This is a genomic window from Exiguobacterium sp. s132, assembly GCF_018617235.1.
In the GTDB taxonomy this organism is placed as follows: domain Bacteria; phylum Bacillota; class Bacilli; order Exiguobacteriales; family Exiguobacteriaceae; genus Exiguobacterium; species Exiguobacterium profundum.
Genome location: NZ_JACSJU010000001.1, coordinates 1,733,308 through 1,759,108, shown reverse-complemented (window position 1 = coordinate 1,759,108; position 25,801 = coordinate 1,733,308). Strand labels below are relative to the sequence as shown.

Genomic DNA, 25,801 nt, shown 5'->3' with positions numbered 1-25,801 from the left:
GAAAAGAGTCCGAAAATTAGTCGGACTCTTTTTTATTATTTCGTTGTCCTTCGTAGTGCTGAATCCATTCCTCGACAGTCATCTTCTCGACGAGTTCTCCGACCAAGTCAAACGGGATTCGCTTCACGTTATTGAAACGGATACAGCTTTTCCCCATATCAAGTTTCGTCGGGACACGACTCGCATACTCCCGTTCGAACCAAGCGAGTAATTCAGGGTCGGCGTAAATGCCCATGTGATACAGTCCGACATGGCGCTTTTGCGCGATTACACTGATAAACGGTAGTGGCGTCCCCGGTGTGACATGATACCCGGACGGATATCGATCGAGTGGAACGACGTAATGGACACCATGTCCGTCCGTCGTTTTTTCAAATCCGCCAGGTAAATGATCATCGATGACCTCGAGCAGATGAATAAATGAATCGAGCCGTGCCTCGTCGACGAGTGCCGTCACATCCATCATGATTCGCCTCCTCGTAAGATCTTCTCCATTTTCTTTCCTTTTGCCAACTCATCGATGAGTTTGTCCAAATAACGGATCTCACGCATGAGTGGTTCTTCAACGTTCTCGACACGAACCCCACAGACGACACCTTTGATGAGGGCGCGGTCTTCATTCAGACGAGGTGCTGAAGCGAAAAACGTATCAAAATCGACTTGATTGGCTATCTGACGTTCGAGTCCGGTCTCATCGTAACCGGTCAACCATTCGATGATGGTGTCGACTTCTTCCTTCGTCCGTCCTTTGCGTTCGGCTTTGGCGACGTAGAGTGGATAAACGCTCGCGAAACTCGTGGTATAGATTCGGTGACCCATCTTTCATTCATCTCCTTCTTAGCGAAAATTCTTACTTCCATTCTCTCACAAATTACGATACGCTTATATAAAGTATTTTGTTGCATTTGCAACAAAAAAGCAGAGGTGTCTAATGATGCATGACCATTTACGAGAGATCGGGATGATTGCGCGTGCCCTCGATTCAATCAGCAACATTGAATTCAAGGCACTCGGTTTAGAAAAAGGGAAGTACTTGTACATCGTTAGGATTTTTGAACACCCAGGTATCATTCAAGAACGGCTAGCAGAGTTGATTAAGGTAGACAGGACGACCGCCGCACGTGCCATCAAGAAACTGGAGCAAGAAGGATGGATTGAGAGGCGACCAGATCTTGATAATCAGAAAATCAGACGTTTATACGTGACGGAGAAAGGAGAGGTATTGTACCCGCTCATCATTCGCGAACACGAATATTCTACATCGGTCGCATTATCAGGATTCGACGAGAAAGAAAGTGAGGAGTTGTTACGCCTTTTGAAAAAAGTACGACGTAATGTTGAAACAGATTGGACCGAAGTGAAGAAAGGCAAGTATCGAGAATACTGAGAGGAGCGAGAACATGATTGAAATCTCAAAAGTGACAGACGTAGAAGCCTTACGTCACATTAGCATCCAGACATTTACGGAGACGTTCGCACGTCACAACACAGAAGAACATTTGAACGCTTACTTAGAAAAAGCGTATGCGCCTGAGCAGTTGCAGCATGAGTTGGCACATCCCGATTCTTATTTTTATTTTGCACATGTAAAAGGTGAGTTGGCAGGCTATTTGAAAGTGAACGTACGCGATGCTCAATCTGAACCGATGGGCGAAGATGCGATTGAAATCGAACGAATCTACGTATTAGAAGCGTTTCAAGGTCAAGGGGTGGGGAAAGCGTTATTTACTCAAGCAACCGAATTGACGAAGGAACTACACAAACGAAAGATGTGGCTCGGCGTATGGGAACACAATGAAAGAGCGATTCAATTTTATCGACGAAACGGGTTCGGACAAACGGGTGTCCACACATTCTTTATGGGAGAGGATGCACAAAACGACCTCATTTTCATGAGGCCGTTCACGGACTAAAGCCATTCTGACAAGTTGTTCAAGTTCGGATAGATGGCATCTGGTTCTATATCAAATGCTTCAAATGGTAAGTCATTCCGATTGATCCAGACCGCATGGAAGCCAAAGTTTTTCGCCCCGGCGATGTCCCATCCGTTCGACGATAAGAAGAGCACCTCGTCACGACGAAGACCAGACGTTTTGAACCAATTCATGTAGGCGGCAGGCGTCGGTTTAGGTTGTTTGATGCCGTCGACGCTGACAACCTCATCAAAATAATCGGTGAGACCGGCGTTGTGAAGCAATGCCTTAAGCATCTCGTCCGTCCCGTTTGAGAGAATGACGGTCTTCACGTCATGCATCTCTTTTAGGACCGATTCGATCTCCTTATACGGGGTGAGGTGCGCATACGATGCAGTCAGACGTTGTTCGATTTCCTTTGTGAATGGTGCGTCATGCACGGCTAATGCGTAACGGAGTGCGTCCCGGGTCACTGTATCGAAATCTTCATAGCGTCCCATCATGTGCCGCCAAAAGAAATACTCAAGTTGTTTCGTCCGCCACACTTGGCTGATGGCTGCTCCCTTTTCAGGGAACTCTTGTTCACAGGCATCCTTCACCGAATGGACGTCGAATAAGGTGCCGTATACGTCAAAGACGATGGCTTTAATCGTTGGTTTCATAAATAACATCCCTCCTTCTGTGTCGTTATACCCGTCTTGTTCAGAATATAATAGGAGAAAGGGGGTTCGACATGTATATTCCAAAACAATATTCCGTCACAGAGCGAGCAGAGATTTATACATTTCTTCATGCCAATCCGTTCGGCACGATTGTGACGCATGACGGGGATAAGCCGATTGCGACGCACGTCCCGTTACGATTCGATGAGGCGAACGGTCAACTGACGACCCATGTCGCAAAAGCGAATCCGCAGTGGCGAACAATTGAAGATCAAACCGTTCTTGTCATCTTTCAAGGACCAAGTGCTTACGTGTCAGCGTCATGGTATGGCCATGAGGACGTCTCGACATGGAACTATCAAGCCATACACGTGTATGGACGTGCGACGATTCTCAATGAAAACGAGTTGGTTGAGGAACTAGCCGGATTACTTCACGAGCATGAAGGCGAACGTGAGCATGCGGTGCGTTGGGATGCATTATCCGAACCGGTGAAGCGACAAATGAACGGCGTCGTCGGGTTTCGGATCGACATCACCGATATGCAGGCGACGTTCAAGTTAAGCCAAAACCGAAACGACGTGGACCATGAACGGATCGTATCGGAGCTTGAAAAACAAGATGAACCGATCGCGGACGTCATGCGACAACATCGAAAGTCCTGATAAACCTGTCCTAAAACGACAGGTTTTTTCATTTTTCTATATCGAATAGCAGTTGACACGAAGGAATAGCAAGTCTATACTCATAACTGATAATGATTATCAGTATCGAGAAAATAGAGAAGTTGAAAAAGGAGAAGAAACACGTGAACAAGACAATGAAGAAGTGGTTACATATGTTTATTTTTGCTTCAGCGTTTGCACTCATCTTAGCCGGCTGTGGTTCGGAAGAAGCTGAGAACGCTTCCACGAACGAAGGGACGGAAGAGTCAGCAGAAGGATATCCAATCACAATCGAGCATGCGTTCGGTGAGACTGTCATCGAAGAAAAACCAGAGCGTGTCGCAACGATTTCGTGGGGAAACCATGACGTCGCACTTGCACTCGATGTCGTACCGGTCGGATTCTCAGCTGCGAACTACGGTGTCCAAGATGATAGCGGGATGCTCCCATGGACAGCAGAGAAGTTGACAGCGCTTGGCGAAGAGAACCCGAACATCTATCAAGACACGGACGGATTAGACTTTGAAGCAATCGCAGATTCAAATCCAGATGTCATCTTGGCCGCCTACTCAGGCATCACGCAAGAAGACTATGACACGCTTAGCCAAATCGCACCGGTCGTGGCATATCAAGAAACACCTTGGGTCACGTCATGGCAAGACATGGTTCGTTATGACTCACTCGCAATGGGACTTGGTGAAGAAGGCGAACAGTTAATCAAAGACACGGAGCAGTTGATTACTGACAAAGCGACAGCCGTTCCTGAGATTGCTGGAAAGAAAGCCGCTTTCGTCTCGATGAGCGCAGAAGATCTTTCAAAATTCTATATCTATACAACAGGTGATCCTCGTGGTGCCTTCATCGAAGAACTCGGCATGGAGTACCCACAAAACATTGTCGACGAAGCTGAAAAAGCAAATAGCTTCTATCTCGAGCTCAGCAAAGAGAACGCCGACATTTTGAACGACGTCGACATCTTCGTCACATACGGAAATGAAGACACGTTGAAGGCGCTTCAAGCAGACCCGCTCTACAGTAAAGTACCAGCCATCGAACGCGGATCGGTCGTATTGATTGAAGACAATACGCCACTCGCAGCGGCTGGGACACCGACGCCACTCTCGATTGAATATACGATTGATGAGTACGTTTCACGCGTATCGGATGCCCTTGCGAAAGTAAAATGATGCAAAATCAGGTGAAACAGATGCATACCCCGAAGTACTTCCCGCTCCTGTTAGTTGGGACGCTCGTACTGACGGTGCTATGCATCGTGGCATCCCTTGCCTTCGGCTCTCGAACAGTCGGGTGGAATGAACTGCTGGACGGTTTATTCCGTCCGGCTGTTCAGTCGTATGAGGCAGACATTGTCCGGGAGCGGGTCGTCCGGACAATTTTCAGTTTTATGTGTGGCGCAGCACTCGGTGTGGCGGGTGCACTCATGCAGTCGGTGACGCGTAACCCAATCGCTGACCCGAGTATTCTTGGGGTCAACACGGGAGCAGCGCTCGCCGTCGTCATCGGTATCGCATTCTTCAACATCGCGACGGCGAGTGCGTTCATCTGGTTTGCGCTCGTCGGGGCGCTATTGACGGCCATTTTCGTTTTCGGCATCGGTTCACTCGGAAGGGGAGGGGCGACCCCGCTCAAACTCGTCTTGGCGGGAGCGGCGACAAGTGCAGCATTATCGTCGCTCGTCATGGCTCTTATGATTCCACGCTCAAACGTCATGGACCAGTTCCGCTTTTGGCAAGTAGGGAGTGTCGGTGCGGGAAATCTGGATTCGATTTATACATTTTTACCGTTTCTTCTAATCGGTCTCGTGATTGCGGTAGTGACCGCACCTTCCTTGAACGCACTTGCGCTCGGGGAGGAGATGGCGAAGAGTCTTGGTGTTCGGACGGGGACATTGAAGTTGACCGCCTCGTTCGCAGGCGTGATTCTGTGTGGGGCTGCGACTGCACTCGCTGGACCGATTGGGTTTATCGGACTTCTCGCCCCACATTTGATTCGACTCGTGCTCGGTCCTGACCAACGCTACCTCATGCCGATGTCTGCCTTAGCAGGTGCCATCATCTTGACCTTCTCGGATGTCATGGGACGTTTGCTTGGAAGTCCGGGTGAACTTGAGGTCGGGATTGTGACGGCGTTCATCGGGGCACCGATCTTGATTCTATTGACAATGAAAGTGAAAGTAAGAGGACTATGATGCAACCAGCGATTGAACAAATCAGACAAGGTCGCATGAAGCGACGCCGTCGCTATGTCGGGATGACGCTTCTTTTGACCATCATAGCGGTAGCATTGAGCGGGTTGATGCTCATGTTGGGCAATACGATTTATCCGGTTCAGGATGTCATCCGCGTCTTGCTCGGGGAAGACGTAAAAGGGGCGACGTTCGCCGTTGAAGTATTGCGTCTACCACGTATGCTCGCTGGTGTCTTTGCCGGTGCAGCATTTGGTGCCGCGGGAACGATTTTCCAAACGATGCTTCGAAATCCGCTTGCCAATCCAAATGTCATTGGGATCACAACGGGGTCCAGTGCGGCGGCTGTCTTCTGTATCGTCGTCCTACAATCGAGTGAAGCGATAATCTCGATCGCTTCGATTATCGGTGGGCTCGTCACCGTGCTGGTCATCTATTTTCTATCCAAAGGGGCGGCTTTCTCCATCGGTCGTTTGGTGTTAGTTGGAATTGGGATTCAAGCGATGCTAACAGCCGTCATCAATTATCTATTGCTCATCAGCCGACAAAACGATGTCGCGATGGCGATGCGGTGGTTGACAGGAAGTTTAAATGGGGCGAAACTTGAGGAGTTGCCACCTTTAATCATCACGGTACTCATCTGTTTACCGATTGTACTGTTACTCACCCGTCAGCTTGAAATGCTCGAGCTCGGAGAAATGGCGGCGACAGGGCTTGGCATCAACACGAACCAGACCAGACTTCTACTCATTGTGGCGGCAGTATTCATGCTCGCCCTTGCAACAGCGACAACGGGACCGATTGCGTTTATTGCCTTCTTAGCAGGGCCGATTGCCAAACGGCTCGTCGGAACGAGCCACGCGGGAATCTTGCCGGCAGCGCTTGTCGGAATCATTTTAGTACTAGCGGCCGACCTTGTCGGACAATTCGCCTTCACGGCACGCTATCCGGTCGGTGTCATCACCGGCATCATCGGCGCGCCTTATCTCTTATACTTGTTGATCCGGATGAACCAGAAAGGGGACTTCTAAATGGCATCCATTATGAAAGTGGAACATCTCACCTCAGGATACGAGGACAAGATGATTTTAAACGATATCAGCCTTGAAATTCCGAGCAATCAAATTAGCATCATCATCGGTGCGAACGGTTGCGGGAAGTCGACACTTCTGAAGACGATGGCACGCCTCATCAAACCGACTGCCGGTCAAGTGACGCTTTACGATAAGCCGATTTCGAAAATGGCACCGAAAAAGCTAGCGCGTGTCCTCGGGATGTTGCCACAGTCCCCGGTCGTACCGGAAGGGATCACGGTCGCCGATCTTGTCGGTCGTGGTCGTTACCCGCATCAATCGTTCTTAAAGGGCTGGACGAAAGCCGATTACGAAGCTGTCGCCGAGGCGATGGAGATGATGAACATCACGGAGTTCGCGGATCGTCCCATTGACGAGTTGTCAGGCGGGCAGCGCCAACGCGTCTGGATTGCGATGGCACTGGCTCAACAGACGGACGTGCTCTTTTTAGACGAGCCGACGACGTATCTTGATATCACGTATCAGGTCGAGATTCTCGATTTGTTGACGGACTTGAATCGAAAGTACGGGACGACAATTGTCATGGTGTTGCACGATATCAACTTATCGGCACGTTATGCGGACTACATTTTCGCGCTCGACAAAGGGAAGTTGATCGCCGAAGGGAAGCCATCGAACGTCATCACGTGTGATTTGATCCATCGTGTCTTCAACCTCCGCTGTTCGGTCATGTGTGACCCGGTATCCGGTTCACCTTCCGTTATTCCGATTGGGCGTCATCACGTGCAGACTGAAACGGAAGAGGCGGCTGTCGCGCAGCTTGAATTGGTGTGACCACGTATAGAGAGTCAAGAAGGGGCGAGCGCTCCTTCTTTTTTTGTTTATCCATGAAAGCGTTTGTAAAAAGTCATTGACTTCTCTTTGAGGCGGGTGTATGCTATAAATCCTGCCCAAAATGAGAGGCACGGGGACTGGCATCAGTTCATTCGATATTCGAGAGGAATGACTTAAGATGAACCAACAACAATTAGTCGAGCGCGCACGCCAATTGAAAGACAATGCGTATTCACCATATTCGAAGTTCCGCGTCGGTGCGGCACTTCTCATGAAAGACGGTACGGTCATCGACGGCGTCAACGTCGAGAACGTCTCGTTCGGAGCAACGAACTGTGCGGAGCGTACGGCCATCTTCACAGCGGTCGCTCAAGGATACAAAAAAGGTGACTTCGAAGCGGTTGCCGTGTCTGGGGACACGGAAGACTTCTTGCCACCATGTAGCATCTGCCGCCAAGTCATGGTCGAGTTCGGCGATCCTGACTTCAAAGTACTCCTCACGAACGGCAACGCCGATGTGAAAGAAGTGACGCTTGGAGAACTTGTCCCGCTCGCGTTCACTGATTTGGATATGTGATGTTGAACCCCCTCAGATTCCTGAGGGGTTTTCTTATCCAAAAAAGCGAAAAAATAATCGCGGAATGGCTTGAACAACATAAAGGAGCAGTTCTGAAAAATCGAGGGCTGCAATCCCATACGACCATCCTTCTTCCTCGCGGGAAGTGACTACTTTTCCACGCATAGGTCGCAATCGACCTTTCCATTGAATCGGGAGGGCGGTCGCGCTGTCCACATCCGGGTGATTCATGACACGCATATGCAAGCGTGGCTCAGGCGTAATTCCGGAGCGCCCACAGCGCCCAATCAACTGTTTGGTTTTGACCGTATCTCCCACATTCACGGCAATGGAACCATTCTCAAGATGGGCGAGAAGGCAATATTCATCGTTCGCATGTTGAATGATGACGTGATTACCGAATGGATGATCAGCATCTAGTTCGTCTGACAACCCATCCACGACTTGATGAATCGTCCCGTGTAATGGAGCAATCACTCGTTCCCCAAACGCATACGAGCCGTCCATCCCGATTTTTCTACGATTGTAAGGTTGTTGCTCTTGTGTTTTCAAAAAGTCATAACCATCACGCTTTTTTCGGGTTGGATCATGATGATAAGTTCCGAGGGTTGTCCCTTCGGAGACGACGAACCACTCTTCTTTGAATGGGAGATGGTATTTGTTTTTCGTGAAAGGATTAGTCTCCTTTGAAGAGGATGTGACAGTCATCTGAATGGATGCGATCTCATTCGCGTGATTGAATTGGACGTACAATAACTTTTCTTTTCGAGAATCCGACCATAATACATACCGATTCCCGTTCAACACCATTTCATTGAGCAGGCGATAGCGCCGAATGCCGTGATGGAAAGCGGACGCCTGCCGATGAAAGGCATCCATGGAATACTGAGATTTGAATGAGTCGCTCGTCTGATGATAAATGTCATCGAACTGACCCGATTTGAATAGTTGGATGAACTGTTTGTACGCGTGACGCATATCTATACCGCCTTTGTTGAGTGTTGGTTATTATACGGACGAAAATTTATAAATGTGTCGTGATCATCACCAAAAATTACATATATCGCTGCATCAAGCGTTCCGCATGCTCCTTCATCATCTCCCGCAATGCGCTTGGCGCTTTGACCTCCACTTCCGCTCCGGCTTTCAATAGCTGCCTCGATAAAAATGACAGCTCTTCTTTCGGAACTTCCCACTCATTCAATTCATCGATATCGGGTAATACATCTTCAAGCAAACGGCGACCGAGTGGGGTGAGGTCGAGTCGAACGGTCACACCGTTTCGTTCATCACTTGTCTGCAATACGCTCATCAAATCCTCGGACTCAAACGGTTCCTCAAGCACGTGGACCGCCTCGATGCGATCAATCCGATATTGCCGAAGCCCCAGTTCGGAGAGCCCGAAAACGTACCACTTCAAATCAAGGAGTGCCATACCGACTGGTGCAACGGTGAACGTGCGTTGCCCGTTCATCGTCCGATAGGTCATCTTCATCTTGTTTCGACGTTCGACCGCCTGATAGATTTCTTTCGTGAACGGCGCTTTGGGAATTTGTTTGTTCCCGAGCCACAGGATGTTTCGCTCCAATCGGCTAATCTTCTCTGCGAGGTCGTGCGGCAACTCGTTCACATACCAGTCGGACAATGTACTTCGTATATCCCCAAATGGCACGTCAGGGATGTGTTCCATCCATTTGAGCGTGAGATAGAGCGCAACGGCTTCTTGTTCCCGGAGATGGAGCGGGGGCAATAAACGATTCGGCAACATCTCATATCCTCCGCCGATTCCAGGTACGCTCCAAATCGGATAACCGAGCTCTTCGAGCGATAGCATGTCCCGTTGAATCGTCCGGATGGAGGCGCCTGTCTCCTGAGCCAGTTCTTCAGCCGTGAAGCGTCGTCCATGATTGAGTAGCCGAATCAATTGTAAATGTCTTTTTCTCATTCGAATCATTCCCGTCATCTTTTGTCGTGTTTATTGATTAAACTGAATGTATCACGAATCAAGGAGGAAAACAGGATGCCGAATGTAGTGTTATATATTGCGATGAGTTTAGACGGAAAGATTGCTCGGTCAAACGACCAACTCGATTGGTTATTCGCTGTCGAGGGGGATGGGGACAACGGCTATGCTGAATTTTTCAAGACCGTTGGTGCTGTCATCATGGGACGGAAGACGTATGAGGAAGTGTTGAAGTTAGAAGAGGGAATGTATCCATACAAAGACATCCCGAACTACATTTTGACACGTCAGGCTAACCGTGAGGCCGAGCATGTCACATTCACGGACGAACCAATCAAAGAACTCATCAATCGGTTAAAGCAAGAAGTTGATCAAGATATTTGGCTCATCGGTGGTGGGGAAGTCATCAAAGCCGCGATGGAGCATGACTTGATTGATCGTTATGAGATTGCGATTGCGCCGGTCGTGTTAGGAGAGGGAATCCCTCTTTTCCCAGAAGGTACTAAAGAGACGAAACTTCGACTGACGAGTCACCACGCCTCCGGTCAATTTGTGATGGTGACATATGAACGATAAGTGAGCATCGAGTCCACATGTGGACTCGATTTTTTTATAATAAGGAAAAATATTCATTTTGTAGAATTTTTTACACCTTAGCATGTTAGTTGATGATGGAAATTGGATATATGTAGAGAGTGGAAGTGACATGACAAATGTGAAGGGGACCAACTAATGTTCATGAGTCTAATCGCCAATTCGTGTATTTCTTTTACTGGCATCTATTTCATCTCGAAGATCATGAACTATCATACGAGACATGTGCACATCCAAAAATTCATCATCGGTGTGCTCTCGGGATGTTTCGGGATTTTTCTAATCACGCAAAGTATTGAATTTGAGAATGCGGTAAAAATTGATTTTCGTTTTCTCGTCCTCCTTTTACTCGGGTTTTATCGTTTGGTCTCTCCGTTGTTTATCGCAGCTACAATCATGTCGATTCACCGATTCAGCTACGGTATCGACTTTTACTCGATTGTGGCATGTGTCGCCCTCTTTACGATGGTGATCGGGACGATCCTGACATATCGAATCGTCTGGCTACAGAAGCGGCTTTTCCAATTCGGTCTTACGTTGAACGTGTGGACATGTTTAGTTGCAGCAATGGGGATTCTTGTCGGAGGCGGTTTTACGGAACGTGCTCTCGATGTCGCGTTGTTGGTTACAATGATCAGTTTCCCAATCGGATTGTTGATCACCATGCTGAATATTGATCTATATCTCATCCATCACCGTGTGAGAGAGTATAAAGTTTCAGCGGAAACCGACCATTTGACGGGTCTGGCAAACCGTCGAGCATGGGAGATGCAGATGAAAAAGTTCAAAGGACAATATACGACATGTAATGTATTGATTTTAGATATTGACCACTTCAAACAAATCAACGATCAATATGGTCATGCGAACGGCGACGAGGTATTGAAACAATTTGCAGAACTCTTGCACCGAGAAACAAGGAATCAAGACATTAAAGCACGGATCGGTGGAGAAGAATTTGGTATTTTGATTCCAATGCTTTCTCAGAGCGAGGTGGTCAACGTAGCGGAGCGGATTAGACACAGCATATCGAAACATGAGTTCAAGCTACTCGATCAACAAAAAATTCAGTTATCCGTTTCGATTGGGATTGCGAACGGAAAGAGCGAGAATCTACGTGAGATGATTCGTCTGGCAGATGATTGTTTATATCAGGCGAAAAATAGTGGTAGAAATCGTACACATGTGACGGAAACTATAGTTGGATAAACAAAGCGTGTCGGTCATCCCGATACGCTTTTGGATTGTATAAAAACTGCAGACCATTAAGATGATCTGCAGTCATGGGGTCGCTCGTTCGCTTAAATGCGGTTCCCACACATCGGAAAAGTTGTGAACCGGGTGGGCACCTTCTAAGGTCCGGAATTCATAATCTCGTTCTTTCGCATAACGGATGATTGTATCAAGTGCTTTCGGTGTCATCGAGTGATCGTGCGCCAAAATGATGGAAGCAATATTCGCCGTACGATTCGCTTCGAGGAGGTCGAATACGCGTTGTTCGACGCGTGCATTGTCTTTCTTATATACATGGTCGAGACTGCCGACGTTCCAATCCCATATTTCAAAACCGGCATCGGTCATCGCCTGCCAGTGTGCGGGTGTCATGCCGGCGTCGCTCCCGTAAATCGTCCGGGCCATGTTCGTATGAATGCCTGTCACTTCATAGATAAGTGCTTGTACTTCCTGCATCTGACGTACGGCCGTCAACGGTGTTTCATAAAATTCATCCCGTTCGTGCCGCATCCCGTGTAAGGCAATCAGGTGACCTTCCGCAATCATGCGATGAAGCAGATGCTCATTTCCTTCGATATTCTTCCCGAGGATGAAGAAGGTTGCCTTCACTTGATGTTTCTTCAAGACATCGAGTAGCTTTCCCGTTTTCCAGTTCGGTCCATCATCGAGCGTCAAATAGATAAGACTCGGGTCGTTATAGGCCTTCGGATCCGGGATCGCAGCCTGAGACAAAGACCCAATCAATAGAAAGATCGACATGAGTAAAAGAACGCGTTTCATCATTCAATTCAAAACTCCCTCAAATCAAAACCAAGTGACATGTGATACATACTTTACCATATGTCCGAGACATCGAGACGATAAATTTGTTCGTCAAGTTCTGTCGCGAAAAAGGTGAATTTCAATTTCTTCAATAGCGCGATCGATGCCGTGTTCGTCCCATGCACACCGGCTTTGAACTCTTTCGCTCCTTGACCAGTCAAGTGACGAATCAATCCCGACATCACTTCAAATGCATAGCCTTGACGCGCTCGCGTCGGTACGATGGTGTAGCCAATCCAATAGGTCGTACCTTCTTGCTGAATATAGACATCACCAATCAATTCATCCGTCGCTTTGTCAATGATAGCGAGTTGCGTGCCTTGAAGAAACGATTGTTCACCGAGTAGGACGTTTTCATATTCCTCACGGGTGAGCCCTTTGAATGATTGATGTTTCATCCAGTCCAAGTCATTTCGATAGACCATAAACGATTTGATGTCTCTTGTTTCGAACGGTCGAATGAGGCAACGGGTTGTCGTAATCATGGTTGTCATACCATTCAAACCAACTTCTTTTCTTTTTTGAAAAGACCAATCAATAGTAACGCCAGACCACTCAAGAAAATGATAGGGAAAATAAACCACATGATCAATCCGGCCCATCCGTTCTGTACACTGATTGCGTACGAGAGTCCGATGGAAAACGCTAAGGCTGGTGATATAGGAATCATAAGAGCGATTCCCCATATTCTAAATTTTGTGTTTCGTGCTTCGCCTGTACTGAACCAATACGCCACGAATGCACCTAAACCTGCGATGAGATACCCGATTGCAATCGCCATTCCATCAATCCCTTCTTCGATACGATGATTGTTTGACCTCGTCCTTACTTTCCATGTATATCACGAAAAATCCTGTCATAAATCAAAAAGACCGAGCCCTTCAGGGACTCGGTTTGTCATTATACGTGCTTCCGCTGAAACGCAGAAATCGCTTCATATTCCTCAGATAGGTGACGTGACAGGCGGATGTAGATCGGCAAAAGTTCGCGATACACATTCGTCGCTTCCATGTCCGGTATATGCTCATGGGTCACTTGTGGTACCTCTTGGAACTCCTCGATGTCCCCGAAGGCGTACTCCCCGAGCATGACAGCCCCGAGACATGAACTCTCGTGACTCTCTGGCACGACGACCGGCGTATCGAAGATGTCTGCCATCATCTGACGCCACAAGCTCGATTGGGCAAAACCACCTGTCGCATGGATGCGGTTCGGGGCGCCCGTCAACTCATCGAGTGCGAGCATGACCGTATAGAGGTTAAAGATGACACCTTCCAACACAGCGCGGATGAAATGTTCGCGCTTATGGTGAATGCTGAGCCCGAAAAATGAACCGCGAGCGTTCGAATCCCAAAGTGGAGCCCGTTCACCCATCAAATACGGATGGAACAAGAGTCCGTCCGCACCTGGTTTGACCGTCTCGGCGATTCGCGTCAACACATCGTACGCGTCAATCCCGAGTCGTTTCGCCGTCTCGACCTCGCTTGCTGCGAACTCGTCACGGAGCCAGCGGAGAATGATGCCGCCGTTATTGACTGGTCCACCGATTACCCAATGCTTGTCCGTCAGCGCGTAACAGAAGATGCGACCTTTTGGATCTTCGACCGGTTCCGAGACGACTGTCCGGATGGCGCCACTTGTCCCGATTGTCACGGCGACGACGCCTTGTTCGAAGGCACCGACCCCGAGGTTCGAGAGCACGCCGTCGCTCGCCCCGATGACGAGCGGGAAGTCCCAGCCGAGCGTCTCGGTCACGTCTGGTGTCACATGTAAAATTTCTGTTGTCGGCACGAGTTCAGATAAACGATCTGGTGTCACACCGGCAACCGTCAGTGCTTCCGCATCCCAATCTCGTTGTTTCAAATTGAACAACCCCGTCGCCGAGGCGATGGAGTGGTCGACGACGAAGCGTCCCGTCAACCGATAGAAGACATACTCTTTGATGGAGACGAACTTGGCCGTCTGTTCAAAGACGTCAGGGTGTTCCGTTTTCAACCAGCGCAATTTCGACAGCGGCGCCATCGGGTGGACCGGGGTACCGGTGCGCATATGGAGGGCGCTCGCATCAAAGTCGCGTTTGATTTCTTGCGTAAACGGGTTCGCCCGACTGTCGGCCCAAGTGATGCTGTTCGTGAGCGGACGTCCTGACGCATCAAGTGCGATCAAGCTATGCATCGCCGAACTGAACGATGCGAAGCGAATCGGACCGTCCGCTTTGGCGCGGACCGCCGAGACGGCTTCGAGCACGGCCCCGTAGATGACGACCGGGTTTTGCTCGGCCGTCTCCGTATCGGGCGTGAGAAGCGGATACAACACGTTATGTACCGCCAATTGTTGATGACCGTTGAACAGGACGGCTTTCGTACTCGTCGTCCCGATATCGACCCCAATCGTAAACACACAATCACTTCCTAACTTAGATGATAAACAGGCTAATCAAGAACACGACGGCAAAGCCGGTGAGTCCGATAATCGTTTCCATGATCGTCCATGACTTGAGCGTGTCTTTCACGTCAAGACCGAAGTAACGGTTGACGAGCCAGAAACCTGAATCGTTGACGTGTGAGAGGACGGTCGCCCCTGAGGCGATGGCGATGACAATCAAACCGAGTGCCGCGCCTGTGATGTTTTGGATTTCAAGTAGCGGTGTGATGAGTCCGGCTGCCGTGACCATCGAGACCGTTGCCGACCCTTGGGCGACACGGACGACCGTCGCGATCAAGAAGGCGAGGACGATTGCCGGAAGTGGTGAGCCGGCCATCATTTCACCGAGGACGTCACCGACACCTGAGTCGATGAGGACTTGCTTGAACACTCCACCGGCTCCTGTGACGAGGATGATAATCCCGGCTGGCTCGAGTGCTTTCGTTGCGATCTCTTGTACTTCGTCACGTGAATACCCACGGCGTGTCCCGAGGAAGACGAATGTGAGGAGCGTCGCGATCGTCAAAGCGACAAACGGGTGTCCGAGGAACGTCAAGAAATCACGGACGGCGTTACCTTCATCCAAGAGAACCGCCGAGAGCGTGTTCGCCAAAATCAACACGAGCGGAATCAAGATGAGTGACAAGATCATTTTGAAGCTCGGCAGTTCTTTCGATGTGTCGATTTCTTCAAACTCCATGTAATCCGGAATCGTCACATGAATCTTCTTAGCAATATACTTCCCAAAAACAGGACCGGCTAAAATCATGGCTGGAATCCCGGCGAGGACACCGAACAAGATGACCCAACCAAGGTCAGCGCCAATCAAGTTGGCGACAGCGATCGGACCAGGTGTCGGTGGGATGAAGCTGTGTGTGACCGCGAGACCCGCAAGGAGTGGTATACCGTAGTAGAGAAGCGAGCGTCCCGTCTTTTTGGCGAGACCGTATACGATTGGAACGAGAATGATAAAACCGACATCGAAGAAGACCGGGACGGCGACGATGAATCCGGTAATCCCGAGCGCCCATTGTGCCTTGTCTTCACCGAACTTGCTGACGAGTGTTTGGGCAAGACGTTCCGCGCCACCCGATACTTCAAGCATCTTCCCGAACATCGCGCCAAGACCGACGACGACGGCGACGAAGCCGAGCGTTCCGCCCATCCCGTTTTGGATGGAGGCAATGACATCCCCGAGTGGCATGCCGGCTGCGACCCCGACGATTAAACTGACAAGTAATAACGAAACGAATGCGTGAAGCTTTGTTCGAATGACTAAAAATAAGAGCAAGAAGATCCCGGCTAAGGCGATCAAAATAAGTGTTGAGCCAGACATTGAATATTCCCCCTAAATTCCGAATATGTAACCGTTTACAGTTTTTGACAAAGGAAAAGGCCATATCCCCGTGACCTTTTCCACAGATGTTACTTCTTGACGACCGCGTGACCACCGAACTCGTTGCGGAGTGCAGCGACGACTTTACCTGAGAACGTATCGTCTTCGAGAGAGCGATAGCGCATCATGAGCGAAAGGGCGATGACCGGTGCCGCGGCTTGCAGGTCGAGCGCCGTTTCAATCGTCCATTTGCCTTCACCGGATGAATGCATGACCCCACGAATTTCTTCGAGCTTCGCATCTTTCTTGAAGGCGTTCTCTGTGAGCTCCATGAGCCAAGAACGGACGACCGAGCCGTGGTTCCAGACGCGTGCGACTTGTTCGTAGTCGTAATCGAACGGGCTCTTTTCGAGAATATCGAATCCTTCCGCAATCGCCTGCATCATCCCGTACTCGATGCCGTTATGGATCATCTTCAAGAAGTGACCGCTGCCGGCAGGACCCGTGTACAAGTAGCCATTCTCGACAGATAGATCTTTGAAGATTGGTTCAATCGTTGGCCACGCCTCCGCGTCACCCCCGACCATCGTACAGGCACCGTTTCGGGCCCCGTCCGTGCCTCCGCTCGTCCCGCAATCGAAGAATTTGATCTCTTTCTCGGCGAACTGTTCGGCGCGTGCGACTGAGAGTTTGTAGTTCGAGTTCCCGCCGTCGATGACGATGTCGCCTGGCTCGAGTCGCTCATACAATTCGGCGAGCACCGCTTCCGTGACGTCTCCGGCCGGGACCATCGCCCAGATGATACGTGGTGTCGACAACTTGTTCACGACATCCTCGAGTGTCGGCACAATCGTAAAGGTGTCCGATGTGACGTCCCCGACGTCCGTCCCGATGACTGTGTGTCCGTGGTCGCTCAAGTTGAGTGCCAAGTTGTAACCCATTTTCCCTAAACCAATCAAACCAATTTCCATATTGTCACCCCTGAAAAAGAATTTTTTTCCGTCTCTGTATTCATCATATCAAAATAAATTCGATTTACAAGTAGGGTTACGGAATTTTTTTCTTTTCCGAATAAAAAATCGACCTCCACAACGGGAGGTCGAACGGATTAACTCGATGATGCTTTCTTATATTGTTGGAAGAAGACTTCAATCTCTTCGGCTGGCAAAGGACGATTGTAGAAATATCCTTGTGCCTGATTACATGATTCGGCTTTCAGGAAAGCGACTTGGTTCTCTGTTTCGACCCCTTCCGCGATGACGTTCAAATCGAGTTCGTGCGCCATCCGGATGATTGTTTTGACAAGAGCTGCATCTTTCTCGTCGCTCTCGATATTTTTCGTGAAGTGCTGGTCGATCTTGAGCGTATCGATTGGGAACAGCTTCAAATAACTGAGGGAGGAATACCCGGTTCCGAAATCGTCGATGGAAAGATGGACACCGAGGGCGACGAGTTCATGCATCGTTTCGATGGCGCGATCTGCACTTTGGATGACACTCTCGGTCAACTCGAGCTCTAAATATTGTGCCGCAAGACCGGATGCGGCGAGTGCCCGACTGACGACCTCTGGTAAATCTTTTTGTGCAAACTGAACGGCCGAGATGTTGACGGCGACTCGGAACGGGGGAATCCCCGCATCTTGCCACGCCTTGTTTTGACGACACGCCTCATTTAAAACAAACTCCCCGAGACGATGGATGCTCCCTGTTTCCTCAGCAATCGGAATAAACTCACCAGGTGAAATCATCCCGAGTTCTGGGTGTTGCCAACGGACGAGCGCTTCCATACCGATGATGGTTTCCGTCTCCAACTGAATTTGCGGTTGATAATGTACAGAGAACTCGCCACGACCGATGCCTTTACGGAGCGCCATTGATAAGTTCGAGCGGCGGGACACTGATTCGTTCAATTCGTTCGTGAAGAATTGATAGCCGTTTTTGCCGTCCGCCTTCGCCCGGTACATGGCGATATCGGCATTCTTAATCAATTCCTCGGCCGTATCGCCATCGGACGGATGGAGACTGATTCCAATCGAGGCACCCGTGAACACTTCTTCATTCTCGAGTTCAAACGGAGGATGGAGGACGTTGATGAGTTCCTGTGCGTGATGGGCTGCCAAGTTACTTTTCGTATCAGGCGATAAGATGATGAACTCATCCCCACCGAGTCGGGCGAGCGTGTCCGTCTTTTGAATGGTCGACTCGATCCGAATGGTTACTTGTTTCAAGAACTGGTCGCCAATCGAATGGCCGAAGCGGTCGTTGATGACTTTGAAATTGTCCAAGTCGATATAGTATAGCGCGAACGGCTCTTGCTGGGATTGACCGAGAAGAGCATCGAGTCGGTCGCTGAACAGGCGGCGGTTCGGGAGTCCCGTGAGTGGGTCCAAATACACGAGATCATTGATTTGCGCCTCAATCCGTTTCCGTTCGCTGATGTCACGGATGATACTACTGAAGAAGATTCCTTTCTCTGTCTTCCACGTGCCGAGAGACATTTCAATCGGTACCTCGACGCCGTCCTTTCTTACTCCGATGAGTTCCACCGTTTGACCGATGACGCGTTTTTCACCCGTTGCTTCGTAGCGACGCATTCCACGTTCATGCGCCTCGCGGAAACGTTCTGGAATAATGGCGACAATCGATTGTCCGACCATCTCGTCAGTCGTGTAACCGAACAAGTCGGTCGCTCCTTGGTTCCACTGTAGAATGACACGAGTGTGGTCAGCGACGATGATGGCATCCGAGGCGGATTCGATGATGGATTCGAATTTCAACTCGAGTTCTTCCGACTGTGCCTCCAGTTGCGAAGCCGTCCGGAGCGATATGTACATCAAAATGAAAAGTGTCATGACGCTCGCTGCGATGACGTAGGCGAGGAGCGTACTATCGACCGAGTATCCACTGACCGGTTGCGTTCCCTCGCTCATCTCTGTGAAACGAGCCGCGCCCATCCCGACGTAATGCATGCCGGAAACGGCGACCCCGATTAATACAGAACTGGCAAGGCGACGCCAATGGAATCGGGAGACGTTTGGGATATAGAAAAGGATATACAGGCCGACGAGCGATGCGACGAAGGCGACGATGGCAGAAGCGACCCACATGACCGGGTCATAGGTAAGAATCGCATTCATCTGCATCGCTTCCATCCCGATATAGTGCATCGAAACAACTCCGACACTAATCAAGAAGGCACCAAAGACGAGTTGAATTGGTCTTGTCTCAGGGTGACTGATGATCCAAAAGGCAAGTCCGGAAGCGACGACGGCCGGCACGATGGATAATAGTACGATGCCGAGATGGTACGTCACATCATCGTGCAAGTGAAACGCCAGCATGCCGATGAAGTGCATGGCCCAAATGCCGAGACCGAGGCTGAAGGCGCCAGCTACGACCCACCTGAGTCGCGAGGCGTGTTTCGCATATTTCAAACGACTGCTAATATCGATAGCGACACCGGCAGCGAAGATGGCGACAGCGATGGAAAGAATGACGAGTGGTAAGTTATATGAGCTACTCAGGTGATGTTCGATGAGAAACAGTCCTTTCGATTTCAAATGGTACAAAGAGTGAAGCAGTTAAAAAGTGCTTTATTAGAGTAGCACACTCGGGAATCACGCTTCTTGCCTACTTTTGTAAGGTGGGTCAATCATTTGCATGAATCACACATTGCGGAATTTTTTTCGAAACGGTATCGTTAGATGAAGAAGAGAAAGGGTGATTCTTGATGGAAACGATGAACGGGACGGCCCGCATCCGTGGTGCCTATTCGACACTGAGTAAAAAAGAACAACGCATTGCCGACTACATTTTAAAGCAGCCAGAACAAATCATTCATCATACCATCAATCAGGTGGCAGATGACCTCGATGTCGCGGAATCCACTGTATTCCGTTTTTGTCAGCGTGTCGGATTTAAAGGCTATCAGGCGTTAAAAATTGCACTCGCTTCAGATGTCGTCGCGCCGCTTCAAGATATTCATGAAGATATTACCGAGACGGATACGGCACTCGAAATCGCAGAGAAAATTTTTTCGACGAACGGGAAGACGATTGAATCGACCCGTCAGATTTTAGATGGTGCCTCTCTTGAGAAAACGGTGGAGTTGTTTCTTGGGGCGCGCCGCATCGAATTTTTCGGGAGCGGCGGGTCGGCCGTCGTCGCACTCGATGCGTACCATAAGTTTGTGCGGAGCGGTCTACAGGTGAGCGCGATGCTCGAGTCACATATGCAGCTCATGTCAGCCTCACAGCTGACGGCAGAAGACGTCGCCGTCGTCATCTCGCATTCCGGTGCTTCGAAAGAGACGCTCGATATCGCGAAACTGTTAAAAGAGAAAGGTGTCCCGACAATCGCCATCACGAACTATGCGAAGTCACCTCTTTCGAAGATTGCGGACGTGTCTCTGTTTACGGTGTCTCAAGAAACGGCATTTCGCTCAGAGGCACTCGCTTCCCGCATTGCGGAACTCAGTCTGATTGACGCCTTGTTTACAGCCGTCATGATTCGGCGAGGGGACGCGGCCCGGGCATCGCTTCAACAGATGCGCGAGGCGATTGCCAATCGACGTGTATAACTTCAAAAATCTCCCCTCTCTTAGAGAAGGGAGATTTTTTTATTTATTAACGATTGACGGTCTCACCACGGCGGGCGGCACTTGATCCGGCAATTCCAGCGATTGATGTCAAGATGAGCGCGACAAAGCTCCAAATCGAAGCTTTCGAAGCCGCTTCGGTTTCCAATAACTCTGTATTTTGTGCGACTGCGTCCGCAATCGCTTCCTCGTCGACGGATTGCTTGATCGTTTCCACGCGCTCTGTCAATTGATCGCTCAAATCGGTTGTAATTTGGTCATTTTTTTGCATGGTCAAATTTTTTACAGGTTAAGATGTTTCAAGTTCAGATGAGCGGGAATCACTACGACTACCGATTGGTATTGCGATTCTGAATCAAGGGTTCGCAACATGAATGATGTGAATGAAAAAGGAGATTGTTGAGATGAATGGATTAAATCGAGCCCTCTTGGTCTTAACGGGCATCGTCGGGTTGCTAAGTGTAGGTATTCTATTGCTTGGCGTCTACGATGTCCCACAACTCACCCAATATACAGATCAATGGCAAACACAAGACTGGTATATCTATACGATTTTAACGATTGGGATATTCCTGGCTGTGATCTTCCTCATCATGCTGATGACGGGACTGGTCGCAAGGCCGAAACCAAAGCGTTATACGATTCAGACCGGTGAAGGTCGAATCACTGTCTCAAAAGAGACGATTGAAAAAACGGTATACGAGTCATTGAAACAATTTCAAGGACTGCGTACACCGAACGTAAACGTCGACATCGACTCAAAGCGAGAACGCGTCCGCGTCTTTATCGACTGCGCCGTGTTCAATCGCGAAGGGTTACCGACTCTCGGTAAAGACATTCAGACGCATGTGAAAGAGCGGATTGAATCGTTGATGGAAGTGCCGGTAGCAGATGTGACATTGAATATTCACGATACGAAGTTCAAGACGTCTGAGCGCGTCATATAAGGAGGTGCTGTGATGGATACAAAAACACAACTAAAACCTTATCGCTTTCGACTCGTCGGGGCATTGATCGGTCTCATCATCGCGGTACTGTTCCTGACGCTCGGATTTGGGCCGACACTTCTCATTGTGACGCTCACATTGATCGGTTTCCTGATCGGGAAATGGCGTGACGGTGCACTGCGTGTCGAGGAATGGATCACATTCTTCATACGGGATTGACCCTCGTGATCAATCGGTAACACAAACTAGTGAACAAAAAAGGAGAGCATGAATTATGGCAAACGAAAATGTGAATGTAACGACAAATGAAACGAACGAACAACAGGCACGACAAAACAAATTGACGTTCGAGGAACAAGTCATCAAAAAAATCGCAGGTCTCGCGACGAGTGAAGTCCAAGGAATCTTGTCGATGAGCGGTGGCTTTATGAGCGGATTGACAGATCGCTTCCGCAGCGCAGAGGACATCACGAAAGGAATCGGCGCTGAAGTCGGAGAGAAGCAAGTCGCGCTCGATTTGCGTGTCATCGTCGAATACGGAAAAAACATCCCGTCCGTCTTCAATGAGACCGTCACAAAAATCAAGAAGGCGATGAACGATATGACTGGTCTTGAAGTTGTCGAGGTGAATATGCACGTCGAGGACGTCATGACACGTGAGGAATTCGAAGCGAAGAGCAAATCGAACGACGCTGAAGCGGAGCCGTCACGCGACCTTGTATAACCGAAACGCTGACCTGGACCTCTCAAAAGGTCCAGGTTTTGTTTGAGTAGAAAAGGGTTAGTTCCTGGAGAATCGTGGAATTACTAAAGATAGACGGAAGCCCTAGAGATGAGAGGAAAACGCCATGCACAACATTGAATTTTTTTCACCGAAGCATTATGAGACGTTTAAGCAACTTGCGAGACACTTAGAAGACCCGGGCAGCGTCGACCGAAAATATTTCGCCGCCCTGTACGTCATCGCCGGGAATGATTGCGTCCGTGACATGTTGCTTCCTTATATTGACCTACAAACAGGTGTGATTCGAACAGCTCAAATTATCGACGAGAACACATTCACGAAAGAGACGCTCGTCCTCGTCAAATTGGTTATCCATTTATATAACTCGAAAGAATGGGTGCTTCCGACCGAGTTGATCGCCTTGCCGGAAGAGGACTATAAACTGGCGATGCAAGGCATTACGTTATGTAGAAATGAGCAATTTGATGAGATTACAATCCCGAGCGACTGATGACACCCTGTTTTGTTGGAAACAGGGTGTTTTTTGTCGAGCTATAGAGGAGGTAAATGCGTGTCACTCACTACATCGATGTTAACCATTGTACTGATTCTCATGTTGCTCATTATGATTACGCCACCGCTCTTGATTTTTTATCTGTGGCGGCGTGACCGAAACCAGCGCGAACATTCCGTCCTTCGTAATTTCCCGATTCTCGGAAAGTTGCGTTATATATTTGAGAAAATGGGACCTGAACTTCGGCAATACTTGTTCTTGAACGATAATGAGGCGAAGCCGTTCTCACGGAATGAATACGAGTCGGCCGTCATCGCAGGAAAGTATAAGTCGCGCATCATCGGATTCGGGTCGGAACGAGACTTTGAGGCAGGCGGATTTTATCTTCAGAATGCCCTCTACCCGACGAACCGGAACGAGCTACGCGTCGACAATTCAACCAAGGTATCGACGTGGGTGTATGAACTCGATGAAGACAATCTGTTCACCCGAAAAGAGCATCTCGTCGAACGTGACATCTCGTCATACTTATTAACAGAAGAAGATATCATCATCATCGGGAAAGAGACGTGTCGGGAGCCGTTTTATGTCCGAGGTCTCGTCGGTCAGTCGGCCATGAGTTTCGGATCGCTTGGAGACAGGGCCATCACAGCCCTCTCGATTGGGCTCGGTCGTGCGGGTGGTACGTGGATGAACACGGGGGAGGGCGGATTGTCCGATTATCATTTAAAAGGGAACGTCGATATCATCTGTCAGATTGGACCGGCGCTCTTCGGTGTAAGGGATGAAGACGGTAGGTTTTCAGTCGAGGCGTTCAAACAAAAGAGTGATCTTCCGCAAGTGAAAGCGTTCGAACTGAAACTTGCCCAAGGCGCGAAGACACGTGGTGGACATATCGACGGATCGAAAGTGACCGAGGAGATTGCCCGAATCCGTCATGTACGAGTCGGGGAAACCATTGACAGCCCGAACCGCTTCTCTGAATTTCACACCCATGTGGAATTGTTGGCATTTGTTGAGAGGTTACGTGAAATCGGTGGGAAGCCGGTCGGCATCAAACTTGTAGTTGGGAAGTTGCAAGACATCGACTCGCTCGTCCGAGAGATGGCGAGATCTCAAATTGTACCTGACTTCATCACCATCGACGGGAGTGAAGGGGGTACGGGTGCGACGTATCAAGAGCTTGCGGATACAGTCGGTTTACCGCTGAAGGCGGCGCTCCCTTACGTGCATCACCTTCTCATCGAGCACGGTTTGCGAGACCGAGTCAAACTGTTCGCCTCTGGGAAACTCATCACGGCGGATAAGATAGCCGTCGCACTCGCGCTCGGCGCAGACCTCGTCAATATCGCTCGCGGACTTATGTTCAATGTCGGGTGCATCCAGGCACAGGTTTGCCATACGAATCGCTGTCCGGTCGGTGTCGCGACGACTGACCCGAAACTGCAGCGTGCCCTCGTTGTCGATGAGAAAAGTTTTCGGGTGACGAACTACATCATCTCGCTCCGGGAAGGGCTGTACAATATGACGGCTGCGGCAGGCGTTCAATCGCCGACGGAACTGTCATTAGATCATGTGGTGTATCAAGAACCGGATGGCCGTGTTCGGACAGGCTATGATTTATCTCACTAGAATGAAGTGAATCTATCAAAACATCCCACGAATCTGCCGATAAAGAAGGCATACACGTGGGATGTTTTTTTAGCATTTCCATTGTAGAAACTACCAGATACTTGTACAATCATGTAAATGAAAGTCAGAATTTATTATAATCTAACGAAGCGTTTGAATGGAAATGGATGAAGCCATTTTTTTCAGCATACGCCGCGCTCTTTGGACGTTGTTTCGAAGACACGGTCAACGCTTTGATCCCGTAACGTGTATCAAGGTCACGCAACTCTTGGATGCGGTCTTTTGACCATTGATCTTTTGCTACGGTCGTGTAGTTGAAGCTTTCCCACATCACGCCATCCACATATGGATACGTATACGTCTTCAATGTCGCAAATCCCCAGTTTTGAATGAGAGAAAGGGAAGGGTGATTGGATTTGATCGTCTTCATGAACTGACTCATCCCGTCACGTTGCGCTTTTAAAATGGTCGGTTGTTCCGAGTGCTCATTATCGATGTTGCCGACGGTATCTAAGAACGCACCATCCAATCCTTTGGCGACGATTTGTTTCTCCACTTCACGCGTCAACAACTCACGATAGTGGGTTGACGTCATATCGACTAAATAAGAATCCCATTCCGCATAATGAACACGTTGTCTGTTGCGGTGGAAGAAGTCCGACTCGTTCATCTGACTGATGAAATCGACGTTCCAATTGTCAGCTTCCATCGTGTTGATGTAGCCGTACACTTTTGTCCCATATTTCTGTAACTCTTTGATTTGCGCTGCAGTATAATAAACAGGCTCGATGATGACAAGGTCATACTGTTGCATCTTTTTAATTTTGGTCTTTGTCGGCATATCGTAATAAATTTTGTACGATTCGACGTTTGCGAGCGGATTGCTCGCTTTAGCGACCGCTTGTTGCGGCGTCAAAAACGCCAATCCAACGAGAAATGCACAACAGATGGTCACGATTCGTTTGGCTGAGAAAATACCCATAAAAAAACCCTCCTGATAGTTATCAGAGAGCGGCTGCGGCTATTGCAGACTGGCGATCGGTATCTAAAAAGATCGACGACCCATGTCTTTGCGCCCTTACTTTTCAGTAAGTTTGCCCGTCTCGATATGAAATTTTTGTCGAC

At 49.3% G+C, this 25,801-nt stretch carries 30 protein-coding genes and 1 riboswitch; of the genes, 16 read left to right on the top strand and 14 right to left on the bottom strand.

The genetic code is table 11. The features are described from left to right. Positions 1-16: 16 nt before the first annotated feature. Positions 17-466 (bottom strand): DUF1801 domain-containing protein, encoded by a 450-nt coding sequence (locus KNO78_RS08900; protein WP_159562934.1) that lies wholly within the window; start codon positions 464-466, stop codon positions 17-19. Beyond that, on the bottom strand, positions 463-819 hold the full coding sequence (locus tag KNO78_RS08895) for a DUF2200 domain-containing protein (protein ID WP_012727286.1): 357 nt from the start codon (positions 817-819) through the stop codon (positions 463-465). Before KNO78_RS08895 ends, KNO78_RS08900 begins: the two co-directional genes overlap by 4 nt. Before the next feature lie 115 nt (positions 820-934). On the opposite strand from KNO78_RS08895, the gene KNO78_RS08890 reads away from it, so the two are divergent. Together KNO78_RS08890 and KNO78_RS08885 are read left to right on the top strand one after the other, a co-directional pair. Continuing rightward, entirely contained in the window at positions 935-1,387 is a 453-nt protein-coding gene (locus KNO78_RS08890) for a MarR family winged helix-turn-helix transcriptional regulator (RefSeq protein ID WP_159562933.1), read from the top strand. Positions 1,388-1,400: 13 nt separating this feature from the next. Continuing rightward, positions 1,401-1,913 (top strand): GNAT family N-acetyltransferase, encoded by a 513-nt coding sequence (locus KNO78_RS08885; RefSeq protein ID WP_074035808.1) that lies wholly within the window; start codon positions 1,401-1,403, stop codon positions 1,911-1,913. Here the strand turns inward: KNO78_RS08885 and KNO78_RS08880 are convergent. After that, positions 1,910-2,575 carry a haloacid dehalogenase type II gene (locus KNO78_RS08880; protein WP_074035810.1) on the bottom strand — a complete coding sequence of 222 codons (666 nt, stop codon included), beginning with the start codon at positions 2,573-2,575 and terminating at the stop codon, positions 1,910-1,912. The two genes, KNO78_RS08885 and KNO78_RS08880, sit on opposite strands and share 4 nt — an antisense overlap. Positions 2,576-2,646: 71 nt before the next feature. Here KNO78_RS08880 and KNO78_RS08875 point away from each other — a divergent pair, with 71 nt between their 5' ends. The 6 genes from KNO78_RS08875 to KNO78_RS08850 all read left to right on the top strand — a co-directional run bounded on the left by KNO78_RS08875 (position 2,647) and on the right by KNO78_RS08850 (position 7,891). Then, positions 2,647-3,240: an FMN-binding negative transcriptional regulator gene (locus tag KNO78_RS08875; RefSeq protein ID WP_214690455.1), complete on the top strand. Its 594-nt coding sequence runs from the start codon at positions 2,647-2,649 to the stop codon at positions 3,238-3,240. 155 nt (positions 3,241-3,395) lie between these two features. After that, positions 3,396-4,427: an iron-siderophore ABC transporter substrate-binding protein gene (locus KNO78_RS08870; protein ID WP_168169901.1), complete on the top strand. Its 1,032-nt coding sequence runs from the start codon at positions 3,396-3,398 to the stop codon at positions 4,425-4,427. A 20-nt stretch (positions 4,428-4,447) separates the two neighbouring features. Next, a complete protein-coding gene (locus tag KNO78_RS08865; protein ID WP_370568609.1) occupies positions 4,448-5,449 on the top strand; it encodes a FecCD family ABC transporter permease in 1,002 nt (333 codons plus the stop codon). Further along, positions 5,446-6,477 (top strand): FecCD family ABC transporter permease, encoded by a 1,032-nt coding sequence (locus KNO78_RS08860; protein ID WP_214690456.1) that lies wholly within the window; start codon positions 5,446-5,448, stop codon positions 6,475-6,477. Before KNO78_RS08865 ends, KNO78_RS08860 begins: the two co-directional genes overlap by 4 nt. Beyond that, positions 6,478-7,314, top strand: a complete 837-nt coding sequence (locus KNO78_RS08855; RefSeq protein ID WP_196431233.1) for an ABC transporter ATP-binding protein — start codon at positions 6,478-6,480, stop codon at positions 7,312-7,314. It abuts the gene before it with no gap. Between the two features lie 178 nt (positions 7,315-7,492). Continuing rightward, positions 7,493-7,891 carry a cytidine deaminase gene (locus tag KNO78_RS08850; protein ID WP_074035820.1) on the top strand — a complete coding sequence of 133 codons (399 nt, stop codon included), beginning with the start codon at positions 7,493-7,495 and terminating at the stop codon, positions 7,889-7,891. 33 nt (positions 7,892-7,924) lie between these two features. On the opposite strand, the gene KNO78_RS08845 is transcribed toward KNO78_RS08850, so the two are convergent. Further along, on the bottom strand, positions 7,925-8,869 hold the full coding sequence (locus KNO78_RS08845) for a peptidoglycan DD-metalloendopeptidase family protein (RefSeq protein ID WP_214690457.1): 945 nt from the start codon (positions 8,867-8,869) through the stop codon (positions 7,925-7,927). A 76-nt stretch (positions 8,870-8,945) separates the two neighbouring features. Beyond that, a complete protein-coding gene (locus KNO78_RS08840; RefSeq protein WP_214690458.1) occupies positions 8,946-9,836 on the bottom strand; it encodes a helix-turn-helix transcriptional regulator in 891 nt (296 codons plus the stop codon). A gap of 75 nt (positions 9,837-9,911) precedes the next feature. Here KNO78_RS08840 and KNO78_RS08835 point away from each other — a divergent pair, with 75 nt between their 5' ends. Both KNO78_RS08835 and KNO78_RS08830 read left to right on the top strand, forming a co-directional pair. Beyond that, the gene (locus tag KNO78_RS08835; protein WP_159562924.1) at positions 9,912-10,430 is read left to right on the top strand and encodes a dihydrofolate reductase family protein; all 519 of its coding nucleotides are present in this window, start codon (positions 9,912-9,914) and stop codon (positions 10,428-10,430) included. A gap of 156 nt (positions 10,431-10,586) precedes the next feature. Beyond that, positions 10,587-11,657, top strand: a complete 1,071-nt coding sequence (locus KNO78_RS08830) for a GGDEF domain-containing protein (RefSeq protein ID WP_196431229.1) — start codon at positions 10,587-10,589, stop codon at positions 11,655-11,657. Between the two features lie 72 nt (positions 11,658-11,729). On the opposite strand, the gene KNO78_RS08825 is transcribed toward KNO78_RS08830, so the two are convergent. The 7 genes from KNO78_RS08825 to KNO78_RS08795 all read right to left on the bottom strand — a co-directional run bounded on the left by KNO78_RS08825 (position 11,730) and on the right by KNO78_RS08795 (position 19,831). Further along, positions 11,730-12,464, bottom strand: a complete 735-nt coding sequence (locus KNO78_RS08825) for a polysaccharide deacetylase family protein (RefSeq protein ID WP_211782289.1) — start codon at positions 12,462-12,464, stop codon at positions 11,730-11,732. Positions 12,465-12,514: 50 nt separating this feature from the next. Beyond that, positions 12,515-12,988 (bottom strand): GNAT family N-acetyltransferase, encoded by a 474-nt coding sequence (locus tag KNO78_RS08820; protein WP_251125264.1) that lies wholly within the window; start codon positions 12,986-12,988, stop codon positions 12,515-12,517. 14 nt (positions 12,989-13,002) lie between these two features. Next, positions 13,003-13,284, bottom strand: coding sequence for a hypothetical protein (locus KNO78_RS08815; protein ID WP_196431226.1), 282 nt, complete (start codon positions 13,282-13,284; stop codon positions 13,003-13,005). Positions 13,285-13,403: 119 nt separating this feature from the next. Then, on the bottom strand, positions 13,404-14,903 hold the full coding sequence (gntK, locus tag KNO78_RS08810) for a gluconokinase (protein ID WP_214690460.1): 1,500 nt from the start codon (positions 14,901-14,903) through the stop codon (positions 13,404-13,406). Between the two features lie 16 nt (positions 14,904-14,919). Continuing rightward, entirely contained in the window at positions 14,920-16,263 is a 1,344-nt protein-coding gene (locus KNO78_RS08805) for a GntT/GntP/DsdX family permease (RefSeq protein WP_074036021.1), read from the bottom strand. Between the two features lie 89 nt (positions 16,264-16,352). Next, entirely contained in the window at positions 16,353-17,234 is an 882-nt protein-coding gene (gene gnd / locus KNO78_RS08800) for a phosphogluconate dehydrogenase (NAD(+)-dependent, decarboxylating) (RefSeq protein ID WP_214690461.1), read from the bottom strand. A 137-nt stretch (positions 17,235-17,371) separates the two neighbouring features. Further along, positions 17,372-19,831, bottom strand: coding sequence for a bifunctional diguanylate cyclase/phosphodiesterase (locus KNO78_RS08795; protein WP_214690462.1), 2,460 nt, complete (start codon positions 19,829-19,831; stop codon positions 17,372-17,374). A gap of 161 nt (positions 19,832-19,992) precedes the next feature. On the opposite strand from KNO78_RS08795, the gene KNO78_RS08790 reads away from it, so the two are divergent. Then, complete coding sequence (locus KNO78_RS08790; RefSeq protein ID WP_214690463.1) at positions 19,993-20,841, top strand: MurR/RpiR family transcriptional regulator; 849 nt, start codon at positions 19,993-19,995, stop codon at positions 20,839-20,841. 46 nt (positions 20,842-20,887) lie between these two features. Here KNO78_RS08790 and KNO78_RS08785 read toward each other — a convergent pair whose 3' ends face one another. Beyond that, the gene (locus KNO78_RS08785) at positions 20,888-21,130 is read right to left on the bottom strand and encodes a hypothetical protein (protein ID WP_214690464.1); all 243 of its coding nucleotides are present in this window, start codon (positions 21,128-21,130) and stop codon (positions 20,888-20,890) included. 133 nt (positions 21,131-21,263) lie between these two features. On the opposite strand from KNO78_RS08785, the gene amaP reads away from it, so the two are divergent. The 5 genes from amaP (at position 21,264) to KNO78_RS08760 (ending at position 24,676) form a co-directional block, all read left to right on the top strand. Continuing rightward, entirely contained in the window at positions 21,264-21,806 is a 543-nt protein-coding gene (gene amaP, locus KNO78_RS08780; protein WP_214690465.1) for an alkaline shock response membrane anchor protein AmaP, read from the top strand. Between the two features lie 12 nt (positions 21,807-21,818). Next, positions 21,819-22,025 (top strand): DUF2273 domain-containing protein, encoded by a 207-nt coding sequence (locus KNO78_RS08775; protein WP_214690466.1) that lies wholly within the window; start codon positions 21,819-21,821, stop codon positions 22,023-22,025. 55 nt (positions 22,026-22,080) lie between these two features. After that, positions 22,081-22,530 carry an Asp23/Gls24 family envelope stress response protein gene (locus KNO78_RS08770; RefSeq protein ID WP_214690467.1) on the top strand — a complete coding sequence of 150 codons (450 nt, stop codon included), beginning with the start codon at positions 22,081-22,083 and terminating at the stop codon, positions 22,528-22,530. A gap of 124 nt (positions 22,531-22,654) precedes the next feature. After that, positions 22,655-23,041: a DUF6075 family protein gene (locus tag KNO78_RS08765; RefSeq protein ID WP_214690468.1), complete on the top strand. Its 387-nt coding sequence runs from the start codon at positions 22,655-22,657 to the stop codon at positions 23,039-23,041. 78 nt (positions 23,042-23,119) lie between these two features. Continuing rightward, positions 23,120-24,676, top strand: a complete 1,557-nt coding sequence (locus KNO78_RS08760) for an FMN-binding glutamate synthase family protein (protein WP_214691252.1) — start codon at positions 23,120-23,122, stop codon at positions 24,674-24,676. Between the two features lie 124 nt (positions 24,677-24,800). On the opposite strand, the gene KNO78_RS08755 is transcribed toward KNO78_RS08760, so the two are convergent. Next, entirely contained in the window at positions 24,801-25,658 is an 858-nt protein-coding gene (locus KNO78_RS08755; protein ID WP_214690469.1) for a glycoside hydrolase family 191 protein, read from the bottom strand. A gap of 40 nt (positions 25,659-25,698) precedes the next feature. Continuing rightward, positions 25,699-25,785: riboswitch (cyclic di-GMP riboswitch) on the bottom strand. Positions 25,786-25,801 lie beyond the last annotated feature (16 nt).